Source organism: Lysinibacillus sp. S1 (assembly GCF_044986265.1).
Lineage (GTDB): Bacteria > Bacillota > Bacilli > Bacillales_A > Planococcaceae > Lysinibacillus > Lysinibacillus capsici.
This window is the reverse complement of record NZ_CP173154.1, coordinates 4,087,305-4,105,472: the sequence shown is the minus strand read 5'-3', so window position 1 is coordinate 4,105,472 and position 18,168 is coordinate 4,087,305. Positions and strand designations below refer to the sequence as shown.

20 protein-coding genes are annotated in these 18,168 nt (G+C 38.9%); 1 reads left to right on the top strand and 19 read right to left on the bottom strand.

Features of this window, described 5'->3' with window-relative positions:
* Positions 1 to 127 precede the first annotated feature (127 nt).
* The 19 genes from ACHZEU_RS20590 to ACHZEU_RS20500 all read right to left on the bottom strand — a co-directional run bounded on the left by ACHZEU_RS20590 (position 128) and on the right by ACHZEU_RS20500 (position 17,633).
* On the bottom strand, positions 128 to 850 hold the full coding sequence (locus tag ACHZEU_RS20590; protein WP_279495663.1) for an N-acetylmuramoyl-L-alanine amidase: 723 nt from the start codon (positions 848 to 850) through the stop codon (positions 128 to 130).
* Positions 843 to 1,103: a phage holin gene (locus ACHZEU_RS20585; protein ID WP_279495664.1), complete on the bottom strand. Its 261-nt coding sequence runs from the start codon at positions 1,101 to 1,103 to the stop codon at positions 843 to 845. Before ACHZEU_RS20585 ends, ACHZEU_RS20590 begins: the two co-directional genes overlap by 8 nt.
* Positions 1,104 to 1,500: 397 nt before the next feature.
* Entirely contained in the window at positions 1,501 to 1,803 is a 303-nt protein-coding gene (locus ACHZEU_RS20580) for a polymer-forming cytoskeletal protein (protein ID WP_279495665.1), read from the bottom strand.
* Between the two features lie 79 nt (positions 1,804 to 1,882).
* Positions 1,883 to 2,077: a hypothetical protein gene (locus tag ACHZEU_RS20575; RefSeq protein ID WP_279495666.1), complete on the bottom strand. Its 195-nt coding sequence runs from the start codon at positions 2,075 to 2,077 to the stop codon at positions 1,883 to 1,885.
* An 18-nt stretch (positions 2,078 to 2,095) separates the two neighbouring features.
* On the bottom strand, positions 2,096 to 3,868 hold the full coding sequence (locus tag ACHZEU_RS20570) for a phage tail protein (RefSeq protein WP_279495667.1): 1,773 nt from the start codon (positions 3,866 to 3,868) through the stop codon (positions 2,096 to 2,098).
* A 112-nt stretch (positions 3,869 to 3,980) separates the two neighbouring features.
* Entirely contained in the window at positions 3,981 to 6,743 is a 2,763-nt protein-coding gene (locus ACHZEU_RS20565) for a peptidase G2 autoproteolytic cleavage domain-containing protein (protein WP_279495668.1), read from the bottom strand.
* Positions 6,744 to 6,754: 11 nt separating this feature from the next.
* Positions 6,755 to 7,675, bottom strand: a complete 921-nt coding sequence (locus tag ACHZEU_RS20560; RefSeq protein WP_279495669.1) for a phage tail domain-containing protein — start codon at positions 7,673 to 7,675, stop codon at positions 6,755 to 6,757.
* 3 nt (positions 7,676 to 7,678) lie between these two features.
* Positions 7,679 to 11,713 carry a hypothetical protein gene (locus ACHZEU_RS20555; RefSeq protein WP_279495670.1) on the bottom strand — a complete coding sequence of 1,345 codons (4,035 nt, stop codon included), beginning with the start codon at positions 11,711 to 11,713 and terminating at the stop codon, positions 7,679 to 7,681.
* Positions 11,714 to 11,726: 13 nt separating this feature from the next.
* The gene (locus tag ACHZEU_RS20550; protein WP_279495671.1) at positions 11,727 to 11,948 is read right to left on the bottom strand and encodes a hypothetical protein; all 222 of its coding nucleotides are present in this window, start codon (positions 11,946 to 11,948) and stop codon (positions 11,727 to 11,729) included.
* Positions 11,949 to 12,004: 56 nt separating this feature from the next.
* Positions 12,005 to 12,508: a tail assembly chaperone gene (locus tag ACHZEU_RS20545; protein ID WP_279495672.1), complete on the bottom strand. Its 504-nt coding sequence runs from the start codon at positions 12,506 to 12,508 to the stop codon at positions 12,005 to 12,007.
* Positions 12,509 to 12,573: 65 nt separating this feature from the next.
* Positions 12,574 to 13,350 (bottom strand): phage major tail protein, TP901-1 family, encoded by a 777-nt coding sequence (locus ACHZEU_RS20540; RefSeq protein WP_279495673.1) that lies wholly within the window; start codon positions 13,348 to 13,350, stop codon positions 12,574 to 12,576.
* A gap of 42 nt (positions 13,351 to 13,392) precedes the next feature.
* On the bottom strand, positions 13,393 to 13,836 hold the full coding sequence (locus tag ACHZEU_RS20535; protein ID WP_279495674.1) for a DUF3168 domain-containing protein: 444 nt from the start codon (positions 13,834 to 13,836) through the stop codon (positions 13,393 to 13,395).
* Positions 13,837 to 14,211: 375 nt separating this feature from the next.
* Positions 14,212 to 14,904 carry a hypothetical protein gene (locus tag ACHZEU_RS20530; protein WP_279495675.1) on the bottom strand — a complete coding sequence of 231 codons (693 nt, stop codon included), beginning with the start codon at positions 14,902 to 14,904 and terminating at the stop codon, positions 14,212 to 14,214.
* Positions 14,905 to 15,012: 108 nt separating this feature from the next.
* Positions 15,013 to 15,264: an HK97 gp10 family phage protein gene (locus ACHZEU_RS20525; RefSeq protein ID WP_279495676.1), complete on the bottom strand. Its 252-nt coding sequence runs from the start codon at positions 15,262 to 15,264 to the stop codon at positions 15,013 to 15,015.
* Entirely contained in the window at positions 15,264 to 15,587 is a 324-nt protein-coding gene (locus ACHZEU_RS20520; protein WP_279495677.1) for a phage head closure protein, read from the bottom strand. Before ACHZEU_RS20520 ends, ACHZEU_RS20525 begins: the two co-directional genes overlap by 1 nt.
* The gene (locus ACHZEU_RS20515; protein WP_279495678.1) at positions 15,574 to 15,900 is read right to left on the bottom strand and encodes a hypothetical protein; all 327 of its coding nucleotides are present in this window, start codon (positions 15,898 to 15,900) and stop codon (positions 15,574 to 15,576) included. The genes ACHZEU_RS20520 and ACHZEU_RS20515 overlap by 14 nt, the downstream gene beginning before the upstream one ends.
* 8 nt (positions 15,901 to 15,908) lie before the next feature.
* Positions 15,909 to 16,064 (bottom strand): hypothetical protein, encoded by a 156-nt coding sequence (locus tag ACHZEU_RS20510; RefSeq protein ID WP_279495679.1) that lies wholly within the window; start codon positions 16,062 to 16,064, stop codon positions 15,909 to 15,911.
* Positions 16,065 to 16,077: 13 nt separating this feature from the next.
* The gene (locus tag ACHZEU_RS20505; RefSeq protein WP_054550321.1) at positions 16,078 to 16,941 is read right to left on the bottom strand and encodes a P22 phage major capsid protein family protein; all 864 of its coding nucleotides are present in this window, start codon (positions 16,939 to 16,941) and stop codon (positions 16,078 to 16,080) included.
* 29 nt (positions 16,942 to 16,970) lie between these two features.
* A complete protein-coding gene (locus ACHZEU_RS20500; protein ID WP_279495680.1) occupies positions 16,971 to 17,633 on the bottom strand; it encodes a DUF4355 domain-containing protein in 663 nt (220 codons plus the stop codon).
* 193 nt (positions 17,634 to 17,826) lie between these two features.
* Here ACHZEU_RS20500 and ACHZEU_RS20495 point away from each other — a divergent pair, with 193 nt between their 5' ends.
* Positions 17,827 to 18,156 (top strand): hypothetical protein, encoded by a 330-nt coding sequence (locus ACHZEU_RS20495; protein WP_345803555.1) that lies wholly within the window; start codon positions 17,827 to 17,829, stop codon positions 18,154 to 18,156.
* Positions 18,157 to 18,168: the final 12 nt, after the last annotated feature.

Here is an 18,168-nt window from a genome sequence, read left to right as displayed (position 1 = left end):
AGAACACTTGTTTGTATACATAATAGAACAAATGTTTGTGTTTTGACAAGATAAAATTTTTGGAAATTAAAAAGGCCCATTACCAATTAAGGTAACAGGCCATTGAATTACAAGAGGGTTGATATTATCATTTTACTTCATACAATTTTGTTGTCTTACTTTCGTTATTATAAACCAGCTTAAGTCCTAACAAATCAGCAATCTCACGCACTTGTACATACGTCCTACCTTCTAGAATCCTCGCAGATATAGCTTTAGTATCATTAAGCATGACTTTCGCTTCTGCATAATCATATGCCTGTTCTGTTTGTGCTTTTGTATATCCTAAATGTGCAGCTAAAACCTCTGCGATAGCCGCACAAACAGCATTAAAGTTGCTATAATACAACTCAACATCTGCTTTGCTATCTACAAAGCACACTTCTATTAAGATAGCTGGTTTACTCGTATTTTTAAGGAAGTATAATTCTTTCCGTTGTTTTGCTCCGCGGTCTTTCAAACCAGATGCTTTAGCAATAGCAGCACTCATCCTAGCTGATAAATCTTTTACATCATAATATAGAACCTCTACACCTCTGGGTCCATCGATAGCACTTGCTGCGTTAAAGTGAATGCTCCAATCCAAATCACGTTGTTGTCCATTATGATAGGTAACGATCGTTTGTAAATTTTGATTTTGAGTTATTGAACTATTGTCATGGAACACTGTGCCAGCACCGTTGTATTCACTAGTTAGAATTCGATGAACCTCATTAGTTACTTTCCGGGCTTCATCAACTTCATCGATAAAATGTTTGGCACCCCTGATTTTTAGCCCATGTCCACTTGACCCTACAAATTTTTTAGTCATTATTATCACCCTTTCGTTCATAACTCATTGCTCTGTCACTATCATTAGTACCTGGAGTAGTTGGATCAACAACCACACCAATCAGCACTAAAAAAGCGAGCACAGTGTTAAATAACTCTGTAACTCGCTCGTTATAAATTGTAGTGTCGTAGCCAAATAGTGCGCCAATTTGTTGAATGATTAGTAGCAACAATGCAAATGCTCCCACTAAGAATGGTTTGTGTTTTAAACGAACTTTCCAGTTAATTTTCATGAAATTATCCTCMAAAAATWGAATTTTGTAATGCTATAAATAAAACTCCHACCACASCACTAATTGCAGCAGCTAAAAAATAACCTTTGATTTTATCACTRTTCTGTTCCATTTTTYCAACAGATTTTTCRATTTGTTTAACACTTGAARCWGTGTYGTACACGATTGGYTTAATTGTTGATACGTCTTTTTCTAGTTCCTGTARCCGTCTTTCATGATCAGCYACAGTAACWGCTTGTTGAAAGGTTGWTTCTTGACTCATGCCCTATWCCCTCTCCTTYGYCCCTTAAAATAAAAARCTATGAGAARCATCGAGATTCAGTAACTTGTACCGTTGCCCATCTCGATTTCTCTCATAGCATAATAAAAAGCCCTCCCTGATTGATAGTGCTTTTTATTAATATTTCTTACCATTTACCATCGCGTCTTTATGAATAGTCACAATTCCATCGAAATTAGTAATATTTCCTGTTACCATTCCATAAACATCAATTTCTCCGTTATTGTTTACATCGCCACTTACCATACCATTTACTTTAACATAAGCATTTTGTGAAATTGTTAGATTTCCCGAAATCAGTCCACTTACAAATAGTTCTGTACCTTCTATGACTTGTACATTACCACTGACTAATCCACTAATTTTTGTATCCGTATCAATGGTAAGATCACATTCTACTTTATCTTTCAGTATTTTCATAATGATCACCTCCCCATTCTATTACGGTTACAATAGGGTGAAAGTTTCATTAATAGAAAATAATGAAATAGCGCTCAGCCTATACTTGTGTTTCTGTTTCCGCAGCTGATACTGGCAGCACACTAATTATGATGTGTTTATTGATGATTGCTCCACCGATATTCACGAAATTAATCTTTTGATCATTGAGTGTGGCTGTAAATGCTGCTACATCAAACTCCGCATTCGTTAAGTTAATTGCTTGGCCGTTGTTTAGTTGTACTTGATAGTTCATAATATCAATCTCCTTTTTTTATGTTAATGCCACTGAGCCTTTTGTTGAACCGTCAACTTGCACATATAATCTTCCACTTGCGTAAGAAATGCCTATACCTGACGAATTAGCTCTTGCGACTCCTCGAACAGTTGCGTATGAAAAATCAACCGTCCCATTAAAATCAGTAATGCCACTACCCGTTCCGATTGTTATATCTGCAGAACTTAAATTGATTTCTTGAGCGTTTAATTCTAAGCCATAACCAGAGCTGTTGATACGGTTTGAATTATTGAATACTAGTGACTTAAAACCTCCACTTTTACCTAAATACAAATTGTTTCCTACTGTAGCATCAGTGCTAATATCAATTGTGGCACCTTCAATCCTTCCAGCATAAATCGTCCCTAAGTTACCACTGATATCAGAAAGAACACTGACAGCACCAACTAAATTGATTTTTGAAGCCTGAATAGTGACTGACGTTGATGTTTGGTTAATCAACGATGCTATTGTATTACCGTTGTAATCTGTTTGAGAAACCTTACTACTGATTTGACCAGCTTGTTGAACAATAGAACTCTCAGCTGTCCCTAACCTCGAATCGACATTAGACACCCTTGTTGATATCTGACCAACTTCAATAGATAAAGACGACACTTGTGTTTGAGTGCTATCAGCTTTACGTTCTACCCTTGTAACCTCTGCTGTTATGCTATCAGCTCGGATGTTGAGTTGAGCCACCTCGTTAGTAATACGGTTGTTCACGCTTAAATTAATGTTGTCAGCTTTAATATCAATAGCTGCAATACTGTGATTTATACGCTCTACTTCTAAACGGATATTTGAGTCCGTTTGTGTAAAGGATGAACGATATTCTTTAATTGACTCTTTCAAGATCTCTTGTGTTTCAGTCAATTCATCAGACAATGTTTGAGGTAATGCATTCCCAATAACTACGGCCACGGTCTTAAATTCATCTGTTTCTTCATCAATTACTTGTGAAACCTCTAGTATTCGAGTCTGCATTTCATAATCCCACGGCTCGTAAATTAGCCAGATACGTTCCCCAAGCTGTTTATCTAGTAACTCTATCGAATCTAATTCAATAGATATTTCTGGCTGATCTTTTAACGACTTTCGTGCTTTATCCATCAAATTCTCTGAATCTGAAAAACGTTCATCGCTCATGTCATCGGCATCACGAATACCCCATTTAGCAGCCTGTGGTGACGTGTATCGGACAACGAGATTATCTTTACCCTTGGCACTAATACGCGTCCTTAGATTGTCTGTATTAACTGATTTAGACAGTTCAACGATATTGTCACCATATTGGTAAACAAAGTCGTTATCTGGGCCAAGCATTTTGCTAAAATGAATGTTGCTGTTTGATGTGATCTCATACTCGCATTCAAATGCTTCACAGATTTGATTCACTAATTTAACGATATTGTCATTACCAAAAGCTTCGATAAAGCCATCTTCATTAAAATCACTTGTGAAGGTCCAGTTTGTATTCCGCAATGCAAAAGTAGCAAATTCATTTAAGGTTTTATGTCCTCCATTAGTGCCCTCTTGCCTGCGCCAGATATTATCGAAGAAAATATGCTGTGCAAAGACTGACTTCACATTTCCTCTCGATTTTCGTTGTAGTTGCTTAATACGAAATTGAAAACCGCCAGCATCGATGATACTTTCTTCTGCGATCAGTTGAAATGAATGTGGGTTATCACGTTCACTTGCATCCAAGGTCAGTTCAAATACACCATCGATATTTTTCCTTACGAATGGCTTTCCTCTGCATACCAAAGCCTCTGTTAGGGTACCTTCATAGTTAGTGATTGACAGCATCGCATCACCTTCTTTCATAATAAAAATACGCTACCCAAATGAGTAGCGCTTACTGAACAATATGGAACAATTATTTTATAAACACTCGCACAATGTTAGGAGCTACACGCTCAATTACTCGCATATCTGTACGATAATTAGAAGCCGTTAAAGTACCTTCTTCAGCACCAACTTTCGCATAGCTATTAACCTCACATGTGCCATCGTCACGCACTAACAGCTTACCTATTAGACCTACAGTGTCCCACTCCTTACGTTGCTCACGTGGAATGTATTCTTCATCATTGTTCCAATCAGGGTTAAGGATAGGAACGTAGTCTTGACGAGTTTTAATGACAGTTTCGTTATGAACTCCATCCTCTGTAGGAACAGTCATTAACTCCTCATATTCTACTTCTATCCAATGGTATTGAATGCGTCCCCACTCGTCAGCAACGTACTTATTGTTCCAATCGTCTTGGTGAGAGTCGCCAATAACAGACGGGTTAGCTGAAATAATACCTAAAAGGTAAGTGTCTTCTGCTGTAGCCTTGCGAATTTTATCTCCGTCTAGTGCTACAACAAAGCCTACTCTATCCTCGTTGTCTACATTACCATCTGACCATTCAAAGAATTCTGCGTAGTCAGCTCCTGTAGAGTTCCACGCCCCCATACCATAAGTACTACCGTTGAAACGTACACGGAGAGCATTACTTAGAGATGTAGGGCTTGTTCCGTTCCCTATTACAAAAGCATCATCGGTAGCAACTGCAATCGTTGGAGAACCGCTCATTACCTTATTGTATCTACCAATAGCTGTAGATGCGAACACATCTGCTGTTGTAGTATCACCACTAGAATGGGAATACTCTCCTTTAGCTTTGGTTCTATTACCTTCCGCATGAGAGTAGTTACCTGTCGCCTCTGTATAAGCCCCTTCTGCATGTGCAGAGTTTGCTGTAGCTTTAGTGTTACTCCCCTCTGTGTGAGAGTAATGCCCTTCGGCTCTAGTTTTGTAACCTTCTGCATGTGAAGCCTCGCCAATAGTGACAGATGTTTGCCCTTCGGCATGAGAGTATGCACCAGTAGCTTCAGTATAAGAGCCTTCCGCATGAGAATATGCTCCAGCAGCCTTAGAGCCTTGACCTTCAGCGTGTGAGTCATCACCAATAGCCTCTGTATAAGCTCCTTCAGCATGTGCACGATTACCTGTAGCTTTGGTGTTTAATCCTTCAGCGTGAGCAGCAAACCCTGTAGCTTTAGTAAACCTACCTTCAGCGTGAGATGCTGTACCAGATGTATAAGTTTCCATACCTTCAGCATGAGAGTTATCTCCAAAAGCTACGGTCGACATTCCTTCAGCATGAGAGTTACTACCACTCGATACAGTTTTTAACCCTTCTGCATTTTGGTTAGTCTTACTCCCACCTAGCTTAAATACATGCGTAATGGTTGTATCTAATGTTACTAAAGTACTTATCGTTATTACTTGTCCTGAAATAGCGATAATTGTTGCATCTTCTAAAATTACACTGTCATTTCTTTTCAGTTTAACAGCATCCGATACAGAAATACCTTCTGTATTCCATAAGGTGAGTTTGTTGTTAGCAGCGTCTACCGAATTTACAATAGATGCAAATAATGTTGATTTAGAAAAAGTGTTAGACCCAATAGCATTAGATGTTTCTTCTCGCATTACATTGTTTTGATACAGCTCTGCACCACCAGTTTCAACAGTAACCCATTGCCCTTGTTCATCTTCAACAGCTAACTCATTATTAAAATACCTTATCCCATGTGCTCCATTTTCAGAAAGTACGTCATGTCCCAAATGTTCAGTAACTTCCGTTTTATTATCAGTGACCGTTTGCTGTAAATTTGCTATTTCTTGATTAACTTCTGTGAGATCAGCATCCTGTCCTGGGGGACCTTGTTCACCTTGTGGTCCTTGAGGTCCGGTATCACCTTTTGGACCTTTAATGGTACCGACATTCGTCCAGTCAATTGTGGTATCCGACCAAACATATAGGTCGCCATTAATTAAATAAGCATCACCTGGTTCGCCAATGGATGGTAAAGCACTCTCATCTAGCAATGTCCCTAGAATTCGTACTCCAGTACCCTGCTCACCTTTCTCACCTTTTTGAACAAACATTGCCCAATCAGCATTTGAAAGCACAGGTAATGAAGGTGGTCTAACTCCTTTATTGTCACGTAACGCCATATAACCATTACCTTCTAAAGTGACAAAGTTGTTCTTTTTATACTGTGTTTCTATTGTCCATTCCTTTAGATTCACTAACCCTGTTACATTTGGTAAAACTACATAGATTGCGTCAGTAGCTGTCTGTGCTGCTTGTGTCGCTTGATTTGCGTTACCTGTTGCTGTATTTGCATCTTGTGTAGCTTGTACTACATCAATCTTTAACTGCGATAAATTTGAAGCCTCTTGATTGGCGTTATCTGCTGCATTTTGAGCTAACACTGCCTTTTCATTAGCATAATTAGCCTTTTCATCAGCAAGTAAAGCACTAGCATTCGCTAATTCTGTGGCTGTTGTAGCTAAAGCTGTAGCTTCTTCCGTTGCTGTTTTAGCTGTTCTAGCCTCTTGTGCAGCTGTTAATGCTTGTTGAATGGAATCATTTAGGCGCTCTAGTAATTCCCCAATGTTTTCACCAGTCAGCATATCAATTTGTTGCTGTAAATTATTAATATAATTCAGCATTTCTTGACGTAAAGCATCAGTCAAACCACTGGCTTCACCGATTAAGGCTTCTAACAGCCCGAAATTATAGTTTAAATCGTCACGGTATCCTTTATCAAAGGAAGCACCGATTTCACGCATACGCGCCATTGTAGCCCTCCTCACTTGTAATAAAATTTAAATTTAAAGGATAGTAGAAATTGAGTTGCACCAGTAATTTGAATTGTGTTCCAGCCAGGATTCAATACCAAGACTTTGCGGTTTGTATCTTTGAAAATACTGCTACCGTTTTTAGTAAATCTAGTAGGTGTTTCAAGCTTAATAACATCATTAGCGCCACTAGAACCGTTGTATTGCCATTGCATGCCGTTCGTGACATTCCTGATGCTTAGATTAGTGCTAGCACCGCGAAACTCAATTTCAAAGAGCATGTCTCGCAAGTTGGTTTTTAGTGGCACATCACCAGCGTTGTAAACCTGAAAAGACGTTTCGTTTTGGAATACATATTTTAATGTTGTTGGATCCGCAGCAACTAATCCTTGGCCTGTTTGCCATATCTCTTTATCAAAGGTTCGCGCATCTAGAGTGGTACCCGAGGACTCAGCATAAGGTAGTTGATATGTCTCGAACTCAACATCAACCTTCCCTAGCAACCCTCTTTGTTCTACTTCATTCATATTGGTACGAATCACTTTGTAGCGTTTGCCTTTAAGTATTTCGATATTGGTTGGTAGTTGAGGATTCTCGCCCCAAGTTTGCCCTGGTAATTCGAACTCATAAGTAATAGTCTTATAGGTCGGCCGTCCTTCGTAGATATAAAAAGGCTCCAAGTCGCTAAAAATTGAAAACAATTTATCGCGTCTTAGAGCAAAATCTATTTCATCAGAAGCTATGAACATAATAGATAAAATGATTACCCTTGTTCCATGATTAACTGCTTCTCGTACTACCCCTGGTCGCCCGTCCACATCAACACTAGATGCTTTCTGGTCAATCGGTCTAATCAACATATCTTGTGTGATGTATCCTTCTTTGACAAGGGAGAGTGTAGCCCCTGTACTGTATTCGATTAATGTGTCCATCGACTACACTCCTTTACCAATAGTTGTTCTTCGTGAAGAAACCCTGTTACTTTGGTTTCTATCAACATACTCACTGATTACATCTCCATCTAATTCCACAACAAAATCCAGTTTGCTAATTAATGCAGCAATCTGTTTTAATAATCCAATTTGATCTTGGCTTGATGTTAGCTCGTAGCTGTTTAATAAATGTGAATCCATTCCACCATTTAGAGCCGTAGACAGCCCGATAGAGGCTGCTGAAATATCAGTCTGCATTATATCCGTTAGGCTTCTAACAGTGTTTTCTAACATGCCTTTTGTGCTTGCTAGGCCTTGAATAATGCCTTGTCCGGAAAATACTCCTGATTTTTCAAGGACCCTTGATGGCGATTTGATTTGTAAAGCTTTACGAATCGTTTTATCGATGGTATTTGCTATCTCATTAGCTTGAGCTTGTAAAGCAGGCACTTGACTAGCTAGTCCATTACGTAAGCCTTCAATAGCATTGATACCAATCTCTTTCATGCTACTAATCATTGGGTTAAATTCATTTTTTGTACCTTCGCGAATTTGCTTGATTTGTTCAACCCATTCGGTTTGGTATTGCTCTAGCTTAGATTTTGTTTCTGTTTGGAGCTTTTCAATTTGATCAGCCATATCTTTTCGTTGACCTGTTAACTCAAATTGAGCACGTTCTCTAGCTATCTGTGTTTTTTCTTTCCAAAGATTTTCGTACTCATTCAATTCACCAAGACTTAGCTGATTTAATGCCGCAATTTCGGCTTGAGCACTTGGGCCAATTGCTTGTAGCTCTGCAATCAAGCCTTGGTCTACACCTTTAGCTGCAAGCATTTGAAGATCGTTTGCCCAATCACGCATTGCATCTACTTGACCGCGTAGGTTTTCTATTAGCTTAGAACCAAATACATCTGTTTTACGCTCAAATTCATCAAAGATACTGATCGCATTAGCAATCTCTTTAGTTCGAGCATCCTCGGCATCCTGATAAGCTTTTTTGAGCTCCTTGATACCATCAATTTCAGCCTGTTGTACATCTTTAATTTTGCCAATGTATTCTTCGTTTAATGCCATCAGTCGGTCGTGAATCGCTTGTTTTGTCTCAGCGATCTTATCCTCATAATAGATACGTTCCTCGCTACCAACTTTGTACGCTTTAACATACTTTTCGTATGCTGCGAGCTCTTGCGTCAATGACATCAAATTGTACTTCTTACGACGTTCAACGTAGTCTTTTTCCTTATTAAACTGCTCAGACGTTAACTCAGCCATCGATTTGTTGTACTCAATTTGAGCTTTGATCCGTTCCTCTGTGCCTTCTTTGAACAAACTAGTCGCATACTGCCAGTAAGCAGCTTGTTCTTTGGTAGACCACTTTTCCAACCCTACTTGATGTTCTGCATATTCTTTCAGCTTATCGTACTGCTCTTTTGCTGACTTAGCGCGAATAGCATCAATCTTTTTAGCTTTTTCTTTTTCGATCTTTTCGAGAGCCGATTTTTCATCATCATGCAATTTCAAGATTTGGCGCTGTTGAGCAGCCGTTAGCTTTTTCTTTTTGTCATTGGCTTTAGCATTGATCTCAGCTATCTTGTTGTCCGATTTCTTAGTAGCCTCTGCTCTTTTCTTCGCATACTCTGCTTCAACTGTTTTGATTTCCTTTTCAATTTCACTTGTCTTGGATGCAAGGATTTTCTTAGCAGTATCCATCATATTGGTTGTAGCTTTTACAGTTTGTTGGAAGTTAGGGATAGCTGCTCTAGACATTGCCTCAGCAGACTTCTTAATATAATCCAGACTGTTGTAAATACCAGTAGCAACACCTGCAGGAATCCACTTAGATACCTTAGCCATAACTCTTGATGGTGAGTGGATGCCTAATTTTTTCTTCAACCAATCAGGAATTAGATCAGCAATACCAGCAGCTGTTTTCTTCACATTTTCCCACATTGAGTTGATACCTTTAATCAACCCTTGGATAATGTTCTTACCAATTTCAAATAGGTTAATATTTCGGAAGAACGATTCAATGGAGTTCCAGACGCTTGATGCTGTTTGCTTAATAGTTTCCCAAGCACCTTTCCAGTCACCGTTAATTAACTGCATGACTGTCTGGATAATACCCATTACTAAATTAATGCCGATTTCAACAGCAGATTTAATAAGATTCCAAGCAATTTTTACTACTCCAGAAATAATCGGCCATGCTACTTGGAAGATAGCGATGATATTACTCATAGCCCAATTGATTATTACTCCAATCGATTTCCAAACTGTATCAACTATTTGTTTAATACTTTCTTGGTTATCCTGCCAGAACTTTGTGATTTTACCCCAAACAGAAACGATCGTTGATTGTATTTCTTTTAGAACCGAGGAAATAACACTTTTGATTGCTTTCCATATTTCGTCAACCTTAGCTCTAAATTCTTCGTTCGTTTTATAGGTTTTCACCAAGATAGCAATAAATGCTGTGATAGCTATAATGACAAGTCCTATTGGGGTGGTGATAAAACCCCATGCAACTCCTATCAATTTAGCGACACTTGTAATTTTCGCGCCAATCATAACCATGGTTCCGCCAAAATTAGTGAATAATCCTGTTATAAATGGTAGCGCCTTTCCGATACCACCTATAAGCGCTGGTCCTAAACCTTTGAAAAGCTCTCTGAATGCAATTACATTCGGAACGACAGCTAGCAATACTCCGCCTATGGAAATGAAACTAGCTAAGAGCACACCAATAACCCGGTTACTTTCCATACCACTGTTTATGAACTCTAGGATACTATTTACAATGTTCATCAGCCCTGCACCAACAGGAGCCATACCGATCCCTAAGTTCACTAGAAACTTAGTCAAGTTACCAATTAATTGCAGGACACTAGGCGCTGTCTGTTGCACATAGGATAAGAATGTTTGGAATCCTTGATTTTGAGATAGACTCGCTGACCATTCTTTAAAACGAGCCATCATATTAGCAAGGCCTGTCATCATGTCGCTTGATGAACCGCCAAATGCTGCAAAGAAGTAAATGAGCCCAGCTGTAGCATCACGGAAGATTGCTCGAATCTTCGGCATGTTGGTATTCACATAATCCACGAAAGATTGGAACTTCGAACTTCCTGAAAGGCCATTTGACCATTCAGCAAAACGTGCTGTCATTTCTTCGAAGCCTTTAGCTGTTGAAGCTGTTAACGGTGCAAATGCAGTCAGCATGGAGAATACGCCTTGAAGTAAATTCCCCATTGAACGAGTCACTGTTTTTAACATTGGTGCGCCTGTAGTGTTTAGATAATCCAAGAATTTTTGAATTGGTGGCGTACCAATGGCTGTGTTAAGTTGTGTCATCAAGCTAGATACAGCTTGAGCACTGGATATAAACAATGGTCTTAACTTTGTAAGTAATGTATTTGTAGCCTGCATTGCACTTGTAAAAGCATTTAACACTGGCTTTTCAGTTTCTTTTACAAGTCCCTGGTAAGTTGATTTCATGTTGTCAAAAGAGGCTTTAGCATTCTTTTGAGCTAAATTTAACTGTGCGTTTTCGTCAAATAACTTTTTAATCGTGGGTATTGCGACTGCTGCAAAGGCTCCTGCTGCTACACCAGCACTTGCGAACGCACCAGCTAAAGCAAAAGTGGAACCAGCTAATGTACCGATCATTGGACCAAGATTTGCGATAGCTACACCTACGTTAGCTAGTAGTGGTGCAATCATCGGTAGAACGGCAATTATTGAACCTTGTAACGTGTGTTGCATGAGCTCGCCAAAGGCACGAATATCTGTCGCAATGCGTTGTATTTTTCTTTGGAAATTTTCTATTCGCGCCTCAATTTTGACGACTACTTTATCTCGTACAAGCGCTGCTATACGAGCTCGAATTTCAGCCATTCGACGGTTAAATTCGGATATATCTGCACCAATTTCTACACGTACATCATTTGCCGAAGTGCGAATGGCCTCACGAACTTGCCTCATACGAGCCATAAACTGCGTTATGCGAGCCCCTATTTGAGCAGTGAAGTTTCCGTTCATAGCATTCTCCCTTCTATGGCTTCCAGTTTTTTAATGCTGCCATCGCTTTTGCATGTTTCTGTTTCTTAACTTCTGGATCTACTTGTTTTTGATTAATGGATTTTCTTACTTTATCCGCATCAAACAAGTCGCTCTTAGGATTGATACGCGACTTATTAGTCGCCACTCGATTGAACATGGCTGCGTCTGCTAATGTTTGATAATGGTCGATACGTGCATCTTGAGCCCCTTCCAAGAATGCTCTAAACTCACTCGGACGCCATGAAAGAATTAACTCTGGATCATAGACCTTTAGATATCTTGCTGCATCTCGATAGATTTGTCGGATTTCACTAACTCGATCTGTTTGTTCTCTAATAATTCGGCTCTCGCTGATTTCATCATTTCGATTCCAGCTGCTGCCTGTTCTTTTTCTTCCTCGGATGCTACTGATTCGAATAGCTCTAAGTTCTCCCAGAATGTCTTGACAGCTTTTTTGAAAAAACCCGATTCATCTATTTCGCGGAAGGCTTCTTTGAATAATGGTTCTACATCGCCATCTTCCTCGATTCGTTTTTCTAGAGCTGCTTCAATTTCTGCTTTACTAGGCTGTTTAGATAAATGAGCAAGTCCACACATCCAAAATGCGCGTAAAGCATCTAAATCAAATTGCAATAAGCCTTGATAGATTTGGTTAAAGCCACCTGGTCGGTTGCCATGTGCATCTAAATCATTAAATTCTTTATCTGCCTTATTTTTAAAAGCAAAAGTAAACTTCGCTGTAAGAGTGTTTTCACCAATTAATAATTGAGCCATTTATGATCATCCTTTTCTGTTTGTATTCAATAAAAAAGAGAGCTAATTAGCCCTCTCTCGTCCGTTTATACAGTTACTGTCACTGCTGTTGTTGCCGTAAATCCACCATCGACTGTTGTTGCTGTAATTGTAGCTGAACCTTCTGCAACACCTGTTACAACGCCTTGCGCATTCACAGTAGCAATTGCTTCATCGCTCGATGTATATGTCACTGATCTATTTGTCGCGTTCACTGGTACTACATTAGCGACGATACTACCTGTATCACCTACACCAACTGTCAGTGTTGTCGGATTCACTGATAAACCAGTAACTGCAACTGGAGTTGTTGTTTCTTCACCATTAAACTCACCAGTTTTTTCACCAGGAGCCTCGAAATCATAATCACCGAAGTTAAGTACATCATCTGGTAATGGGTTTAATTCACCATTCTTAGTTGTATTCAGAACCTGTAAAGTTGCTGAAATCTCCAAGAAATTATCTGTGGGCGCTGATTTTTCTAATGATTCTACGTATGTGTAAGCAAATAAAGAATTGTGCTTTCCATTCTTATTGAGATGCTTTTGAACTTCCCAAATTTTTAATTGTGTGCCCTTTTGAATTGATTCTAATACTGCTGTTTGTCCAGGATCATCAGGATTTCCATAAAAGGTAACATCTAGTGATTCTGATAATTGTCCCGGACCTAATATACGTCCGAATTTCGTTTGTTCATCCGTTAATTCACGCTCATAAGAATGTGTATGTTCGGTTTGATCTCCAATTAAAAAACCCTCTGTGCCTAATGCGTTATCAGTAGGTTGTACTAACAATAAGCTATCTTTACCGTTTAAACGTGCCATTTAACTTTTCCCTCCTAAAATAAAAGCAGCCCCCGAGGACTGTTAAATGTTTTGTATTATATATTGCATTGTTAAAATGCCATGCTTTACACCCGGCATATTATCATCTATCACTCTTGAATCACGCCTTTCGACTCTCAAGATTGACGCATTTGGAATAACATAATTACGAGTCATTAGAGCTCTTTGACAAGCAGATAACATCTCATAAGTTATACGCTTGCCACTATAATCATCATTATCCTTCCACCACGTATGAATGGTGAAAGTGATGCTTTCAATATTGCTTGTTTTAGTGTCATTCGGTGATGAATACGGCTCTGATATTGTCACATAAGGATATGGTGTGTTTTCGTCTACTGCATCATAAACACCTAAGTCCCATTCATCTTTTCTCGTAATGGCCGTTAGTGCTTCACAAGCAGTTAGCTTTTGAAAAATAGCCTTCTGTAATTCAAAATAAGGCAAGGCATAATAATTCGTCATAAGCCTAATCGCCTCATTTCTGTTTCAAAATAATCCCTTCCAGCGTCAACAGCAGGTCCCCAAAACGGTTGAGCTCTCATACCTTCAGTGGTTACATAACGCCCTAGCTTTGTACTGAAATAAGTCCATGGTGTTCTTCGGCCATTTCCCGAAACACTATAGACACCTGTACCAAATTCAACGTACCATTTGTTATCGTAAAGGCTTTTTATCCTTTACTTCTTACAGTCACCTGTAAGTTCGGCGTACATTTTCAACCATCAAAAAAAACAACCTATGACGGTTGTCGGACACTCTTGCTAGGATTATATTTATTCACCTAGTACGCTCTACGGTGCTTGATAGCCTTTCGTAATCTATCAAGTTACCTCGGTGTTATCTTTTCTTGAATTGTCTTTTTCCTAAAGGTCTTACAACATTCTCACCTGTATCACCTCTAGCAATTCGTGCATAAATAGTTTTGACTGGAATCTTGTACAACTCTTCAAGCTCTATAGGGGAGTATTTCTTCCCATCGATTATCACCCACTTATTAGTTGAACGGTTTTGAGCTTGTTCTTTATGAGTAATCCATGTACAGTTTTCTGGACAGTAGTTTTGGTTTAAATCTTTTCTTTCGATTGTTAAATGTTTTTCATAACCTGAAGCATGCGCCCACTCGGAAAAATTAGAGTAATCTTCTAACCACTCATCACAGACTTTAATACCTCGTGCGCCATAGTTTTCATAACGATCTGATTTAGGATTGTAGCATCGTTTTTTCATATTCTCCCAAATGTAATATAGTCGAGTATCAGCTTCACCATGTTTCTTTCTAGCTTTGCTTGTATTTGTTTTATGAAGACATCCACAACTTTTCGTGTGCCCACTGTAAACATCGTAAGCAGACTTAACAGTTTCGTTTCCGCAAGTACATCTCACTTTCCAATATGGTCTTCTATTACCAGAAGGGGAAGTGTAGATATGACTAAATTCTATAAAGGTAAGTTGATTTTTTTGAATCCCTGTATAGTCTTTGAAACCTTTAATGCCACCTTTTATAAACTGCCCTTTGTTATTTCTTTCCATATAATCATCTCCTTATGATGATTATAACCTATTTAAGCATAAATACGAGTTTTTAATTCTACACAAAAAGACTTCCTCCGATTTTGCCCGATTCTTAAACACTTATTGTTACCAATAAGGGCGGCATACGTTTACCGCGTAATGTACTCCTACCGTTACAACAGCATTATATTTGCCAAGCATCTTCATTTCGATTGAGTCTCGCAAGCTACCATCATCAACAGGAGCTAGAGCCTTGGCCTGCGTTTGTATAAGCCGTGCTGTCTCATAAACAATATCTGATATCTTATCCAATAAACCTTCTTCAAATCTACGTGCTGCCCTTAGTAACTCACGCCCTCCGAATGTAATTCTAGCCACTATTCAGTCACCAACTTTAATGCCACACGCATGATTTCGTGTTGACCACCCTGATCTTCAGGACGACCAGCGAATGCATATATCTCACCTTCATAGCGTAATCGCATGCTAGAAGTCAAATCAGTTCTGTAAGGATAATACATATATCTTTGTAACGGATTGCCTATCTGTTGTGCGTAATACTGCTCTTTACTTGTTGGCGTATCAACAAATGCCTCCATAGTATCTACTGGAGACCATTCTGTTTTAAATCCACCAGCACCATCGGATACCTTACGTTTCTGAACTACTTCAACCTCATGAGGAAATTCATCGTAATGCATGGAATCTCACCCTCTTATATGGCCTTAGATATGTCCAAATGGCTTTTGGGAACTCAGTGTCGTAACTATACGAGACAGTCCCCATTACACGCCCTTTTAGACCCGTTGATTGTGTATTAAACTGTATGGCTTTAGCAATGAACAATCTAACTCCTTGTGGCATTTCTGACGGTTCCCACCTACCATTACAATGGTCTTTTGCTACATCAAATAAAATAGGAGCCATTGCACGGTAAAATCCATCATGCTTAGCTCCTGTTATGTTATTCATTTGCTTTAGTTGATCTAATTCTTCTTGTGTTGGTTCCCACATAAGACCACCTACTTTTCTGTTTCGTCTGATTCCGTTTTCTTAGCTGGAGCACGTTTACTCTTAGATGCTTCCACCTCTTCAAATTCATCAGTACGTAAAAGACGGGCACCGTGTTCCTCAGTGACCGCCCATGTGATATCTGTTTTCAAATTTTTAACAAACACTTAAAATCCCTCCTTATTGTGGACGTTTAGCTGATAACACTGCTAGAGCTTCAGGACGTGTCACTTTGGCACCGTACAAGTGAAGTCCTTTCACAGCATCTGCAAAACGTTTCTCTGGGCGGTATCCTTCAACTTGAGCTGCTTGTTCAGCATACGTCCAGGCCATGTTATGACCTGCAATGATTTTAGAGTTTGCAACCACTCCAGTGTCTGCTGCAACAGTAGGAGCATTGTTAGATTTCATTAATAAGAAACCTGCTGCACGACCTACAACGCCATTTAATAAACGCTCATCAGCTGGTAAAGAACCTGAACCAACGAAACGATCATCCTTTAACAATAAACCTTCAAACCAAGGTGGTAGAACAGCAAAACGACCTTGAGTTGGCACATTTGATTCATCAAGCTTAGTTGAAAGGTCTACTAGGTATTCATAAGCATTATCCTTTGTCACTTCAATTGGTGTTGCATCAGTACCAATAGTATTCGTAGCATGTACATAATGTGATGCAATAAATTGATCAGCAACATTCGATAGTGCATAAGCAGCTTCAGCCATTGCAGCATCCATTAATTTAGGGTTTTGTTGAATTTTATCAAGATCATCAATCTGGAAATTGAAGAATTTTGATTCAGTAATTTGTAGTGAACGCGTATGATCTGTTAACTCTTCTGGATCTCCCATATTAGAGTTTTTTGTATAGTCACCGATTGTTACAGCACCAATGCCGTTGATTTTCACGGTGTCACCATAAGCTTTGATTTCCCCTTCATAATCACGATTGATTACACCTGTTTGTCCAAACACTAAAGATTTTTGTAAGTTGTGTAGTAGTCGAGCTGACCAGATTGTTGGAATAAAGTTTGTAATTGCCATATTGTAATTTCCTCCTTACCGATAATCGGTTATAGTAATTTGTTTTTCACGATTTCATCCCAATTCGCATTGATTTCATCAGGCGTCATTTTCAGTACTGCCTCTTTCGTCAATGTAGTAGGATGACCACCTTTTGGTGGCGGTGGCGTTCCACCATCTTTGAAGCGCTTGTCTACTTCTGCTTGTACAGCAGCATTAAATTCAGCTTCAAAGATGCCTAAATTAGCAGTTGTCTTTTCTGCATCCTCACCTACAAAGAACTCTACTAATTTTGCTGGTAAACTCTTTTCTGTTGCAGTAGACAACGCTTGATTAACTAACTTTTCGCGCGCGGCTTCTTTTTGAGACTGCTCAAATTGTGCTTTTAAGTCGCGTAACTGTTTTGCTTCCTCAGATTCTGGTGGGTAACGCTTGGAAATCTCATCCTCTAATTTCTTTGGAAGAGTTTTAGTTTCGTACGTTTTAATCGCATCAGTTACTCGAGTATCAGCAAATGATTGAAGCCATTTCTTACCCTCATCATTGTCGTTTAGAAATGATTGAACCGATTCAAGTGTCAATGTAGCCCCTTGACCGTTTCCTCCATCTCCTAGTGGTGGGTTATCCGTCGGGGGAGTTCCTTCGCCCCCGTCAGCAAGCATTTGAATATCTAAAGGTATTAAAGTTTTAAGATTGAATGGATTGTATTTCATGTTTTCCTCCTTGCCCAATTTAGTTGCCTCATCAAGCCCCTAAACCGTTCAAAAGTTTATTTTCTCTCGTTCTTTATAGCGTCTACAAGAGTAAAGACAAAAATAAAAAGCCGTATGACTACGACTAAAATTACTCCAAATTTCATCTGGACTTACATTATTTAGTTAACTATCATAAAAATGAGGTGATACTTTGTCAGTCATTTTTAAATACACAAAATATATTCTTATGTTTATATCTGCAATTCAGTTAGCAAGGTTTAGTCCAGAATATTTAGAGCCTATACTTCTTTATGAGTATCTAGTATTGATAGCGTTTTGTTTTTTTCTTGGCATTCTGGAAGATTTTTTAAAGCCAAGTAAAAAAACAAATATTTTAGTGCGTGTAGCTATTATCATTTGTTCTCTTGTGTTATTTTTTACATCAGTCTCTCTCAAATCAACTGCTACAATTATTTTTTCGATAATAATGTTTATTGCTATCAGTTTCTCAGTTTATTTAGAGATTAGGCAAAAGGATTAAATCACCTTTTGC

Bases quoted from the DNA above. Each gene is read 5' to 3' on its own strand.
- ACHZEU_RS20590 (WP_279495663.1), bottom strand. From the start codon at position 850: ATGACTAAAAAATTTGTAGGGTCAAGTGGACATGGGCTAAAAATCAGG.
- ACHZEU_RS20585 (WP_279495664.1), bottom strand. From the start codon at position 1,103: ATGAAAATTAACTGGAAAGTTCGTTTAAAACACAAACCATTCTTAGTG.
- ACHZEU_RS20580 (WP_279495665.1), bottom strand. From the start codon at position 1,803: ATGAAAATACTGAAAGATAAAGTAGAATGTGATCTTACCATTGATACG.
- ACHZEU_RS20575 (WP_279495666.1), bottom strand. From the start codon at position 2,077: ATGAACTATCAAGTACAACTAAACAACGGCCAAGCAATTAACTTAACG.
- ACHZEU_RS20565 (WP_279495668.1), bottom strand. From the start codon at position 6,743: ATGGCGCGTATGCGTGAAATCGGTGCTTCCTTTGATAAAGGATACCGT.
- ACHZEU_RS20560 (WP_279495669.1), bottom strand. From the start codon at position 7,675: ATGGACACATTAATCGAATACAGTACAGGGGCTACACTCTCCCTTGTC.
- ACHZEU_RS20555 (WP_279495670.1), bottom strand. From the start codon at position 11,713: ATGAACGGAAACTTCACTGCTCAAATAGGGGCTCGCATAACGCAGTTT.
- ACHZEU_RS20545 (WP_279495672.1), bottom strand. From the start codon at position 12,508: ATGGCTCAATTATTAATTGGTGAAAACACTCTTACAGCGAAGTTTACT.
- ACHZEU_RS20540 (WP_279495673.1), bottom strand. From the start codon at position 13,350: ATGGCACGTTTAAACGGTAAAGATAGCTTATTGTTAGTACAACCTACT.
- ACHZEU_RS20535 (WP_279495674.1), bottom strand. From the start codon at position 13,836: ATGACGAATTATTATGCCTTGCCTTATTTTGAATTACAGAAGGCTATT.
- ACHZEU_RS20530 (WP_279495675.1), bottom strand. From the start codon at position 14,904: ATGGAAAGAAATAACAAAGGGCAGTTTATAAAAGGTGGCATTAAAGGT.
- ACHZEU_RS20520 (WP_279495677.1), bottom strand. From the start codon at position 15,587: ATGCATTACGATGAATTTCCTCATGAGGTTGAAGTAGTTCAGAAACGT.
- ACHZEU_RS20515 (WP_279495678.1), bottom strand. From the start codon at position 15,900: ATGTGGGAACCAACACAAGAAGAATTAGATCAACTAAAGCAAATGAAT.
- ACHZEU_RS20505 (WP_054550321.1), bottom strand. From the start codon at position 16,941: ATGGCAATTACAAACTTTATTCCAACAATCTGGTCAGCTCGACTACTA.
- ACHZEU_RS20500 (WP_279495680.1), bottom strand. From the start codon at position 17,633: ATGAAATACAATCCATTCAATCTTAAAACTTTAATACCTTTAGATATT.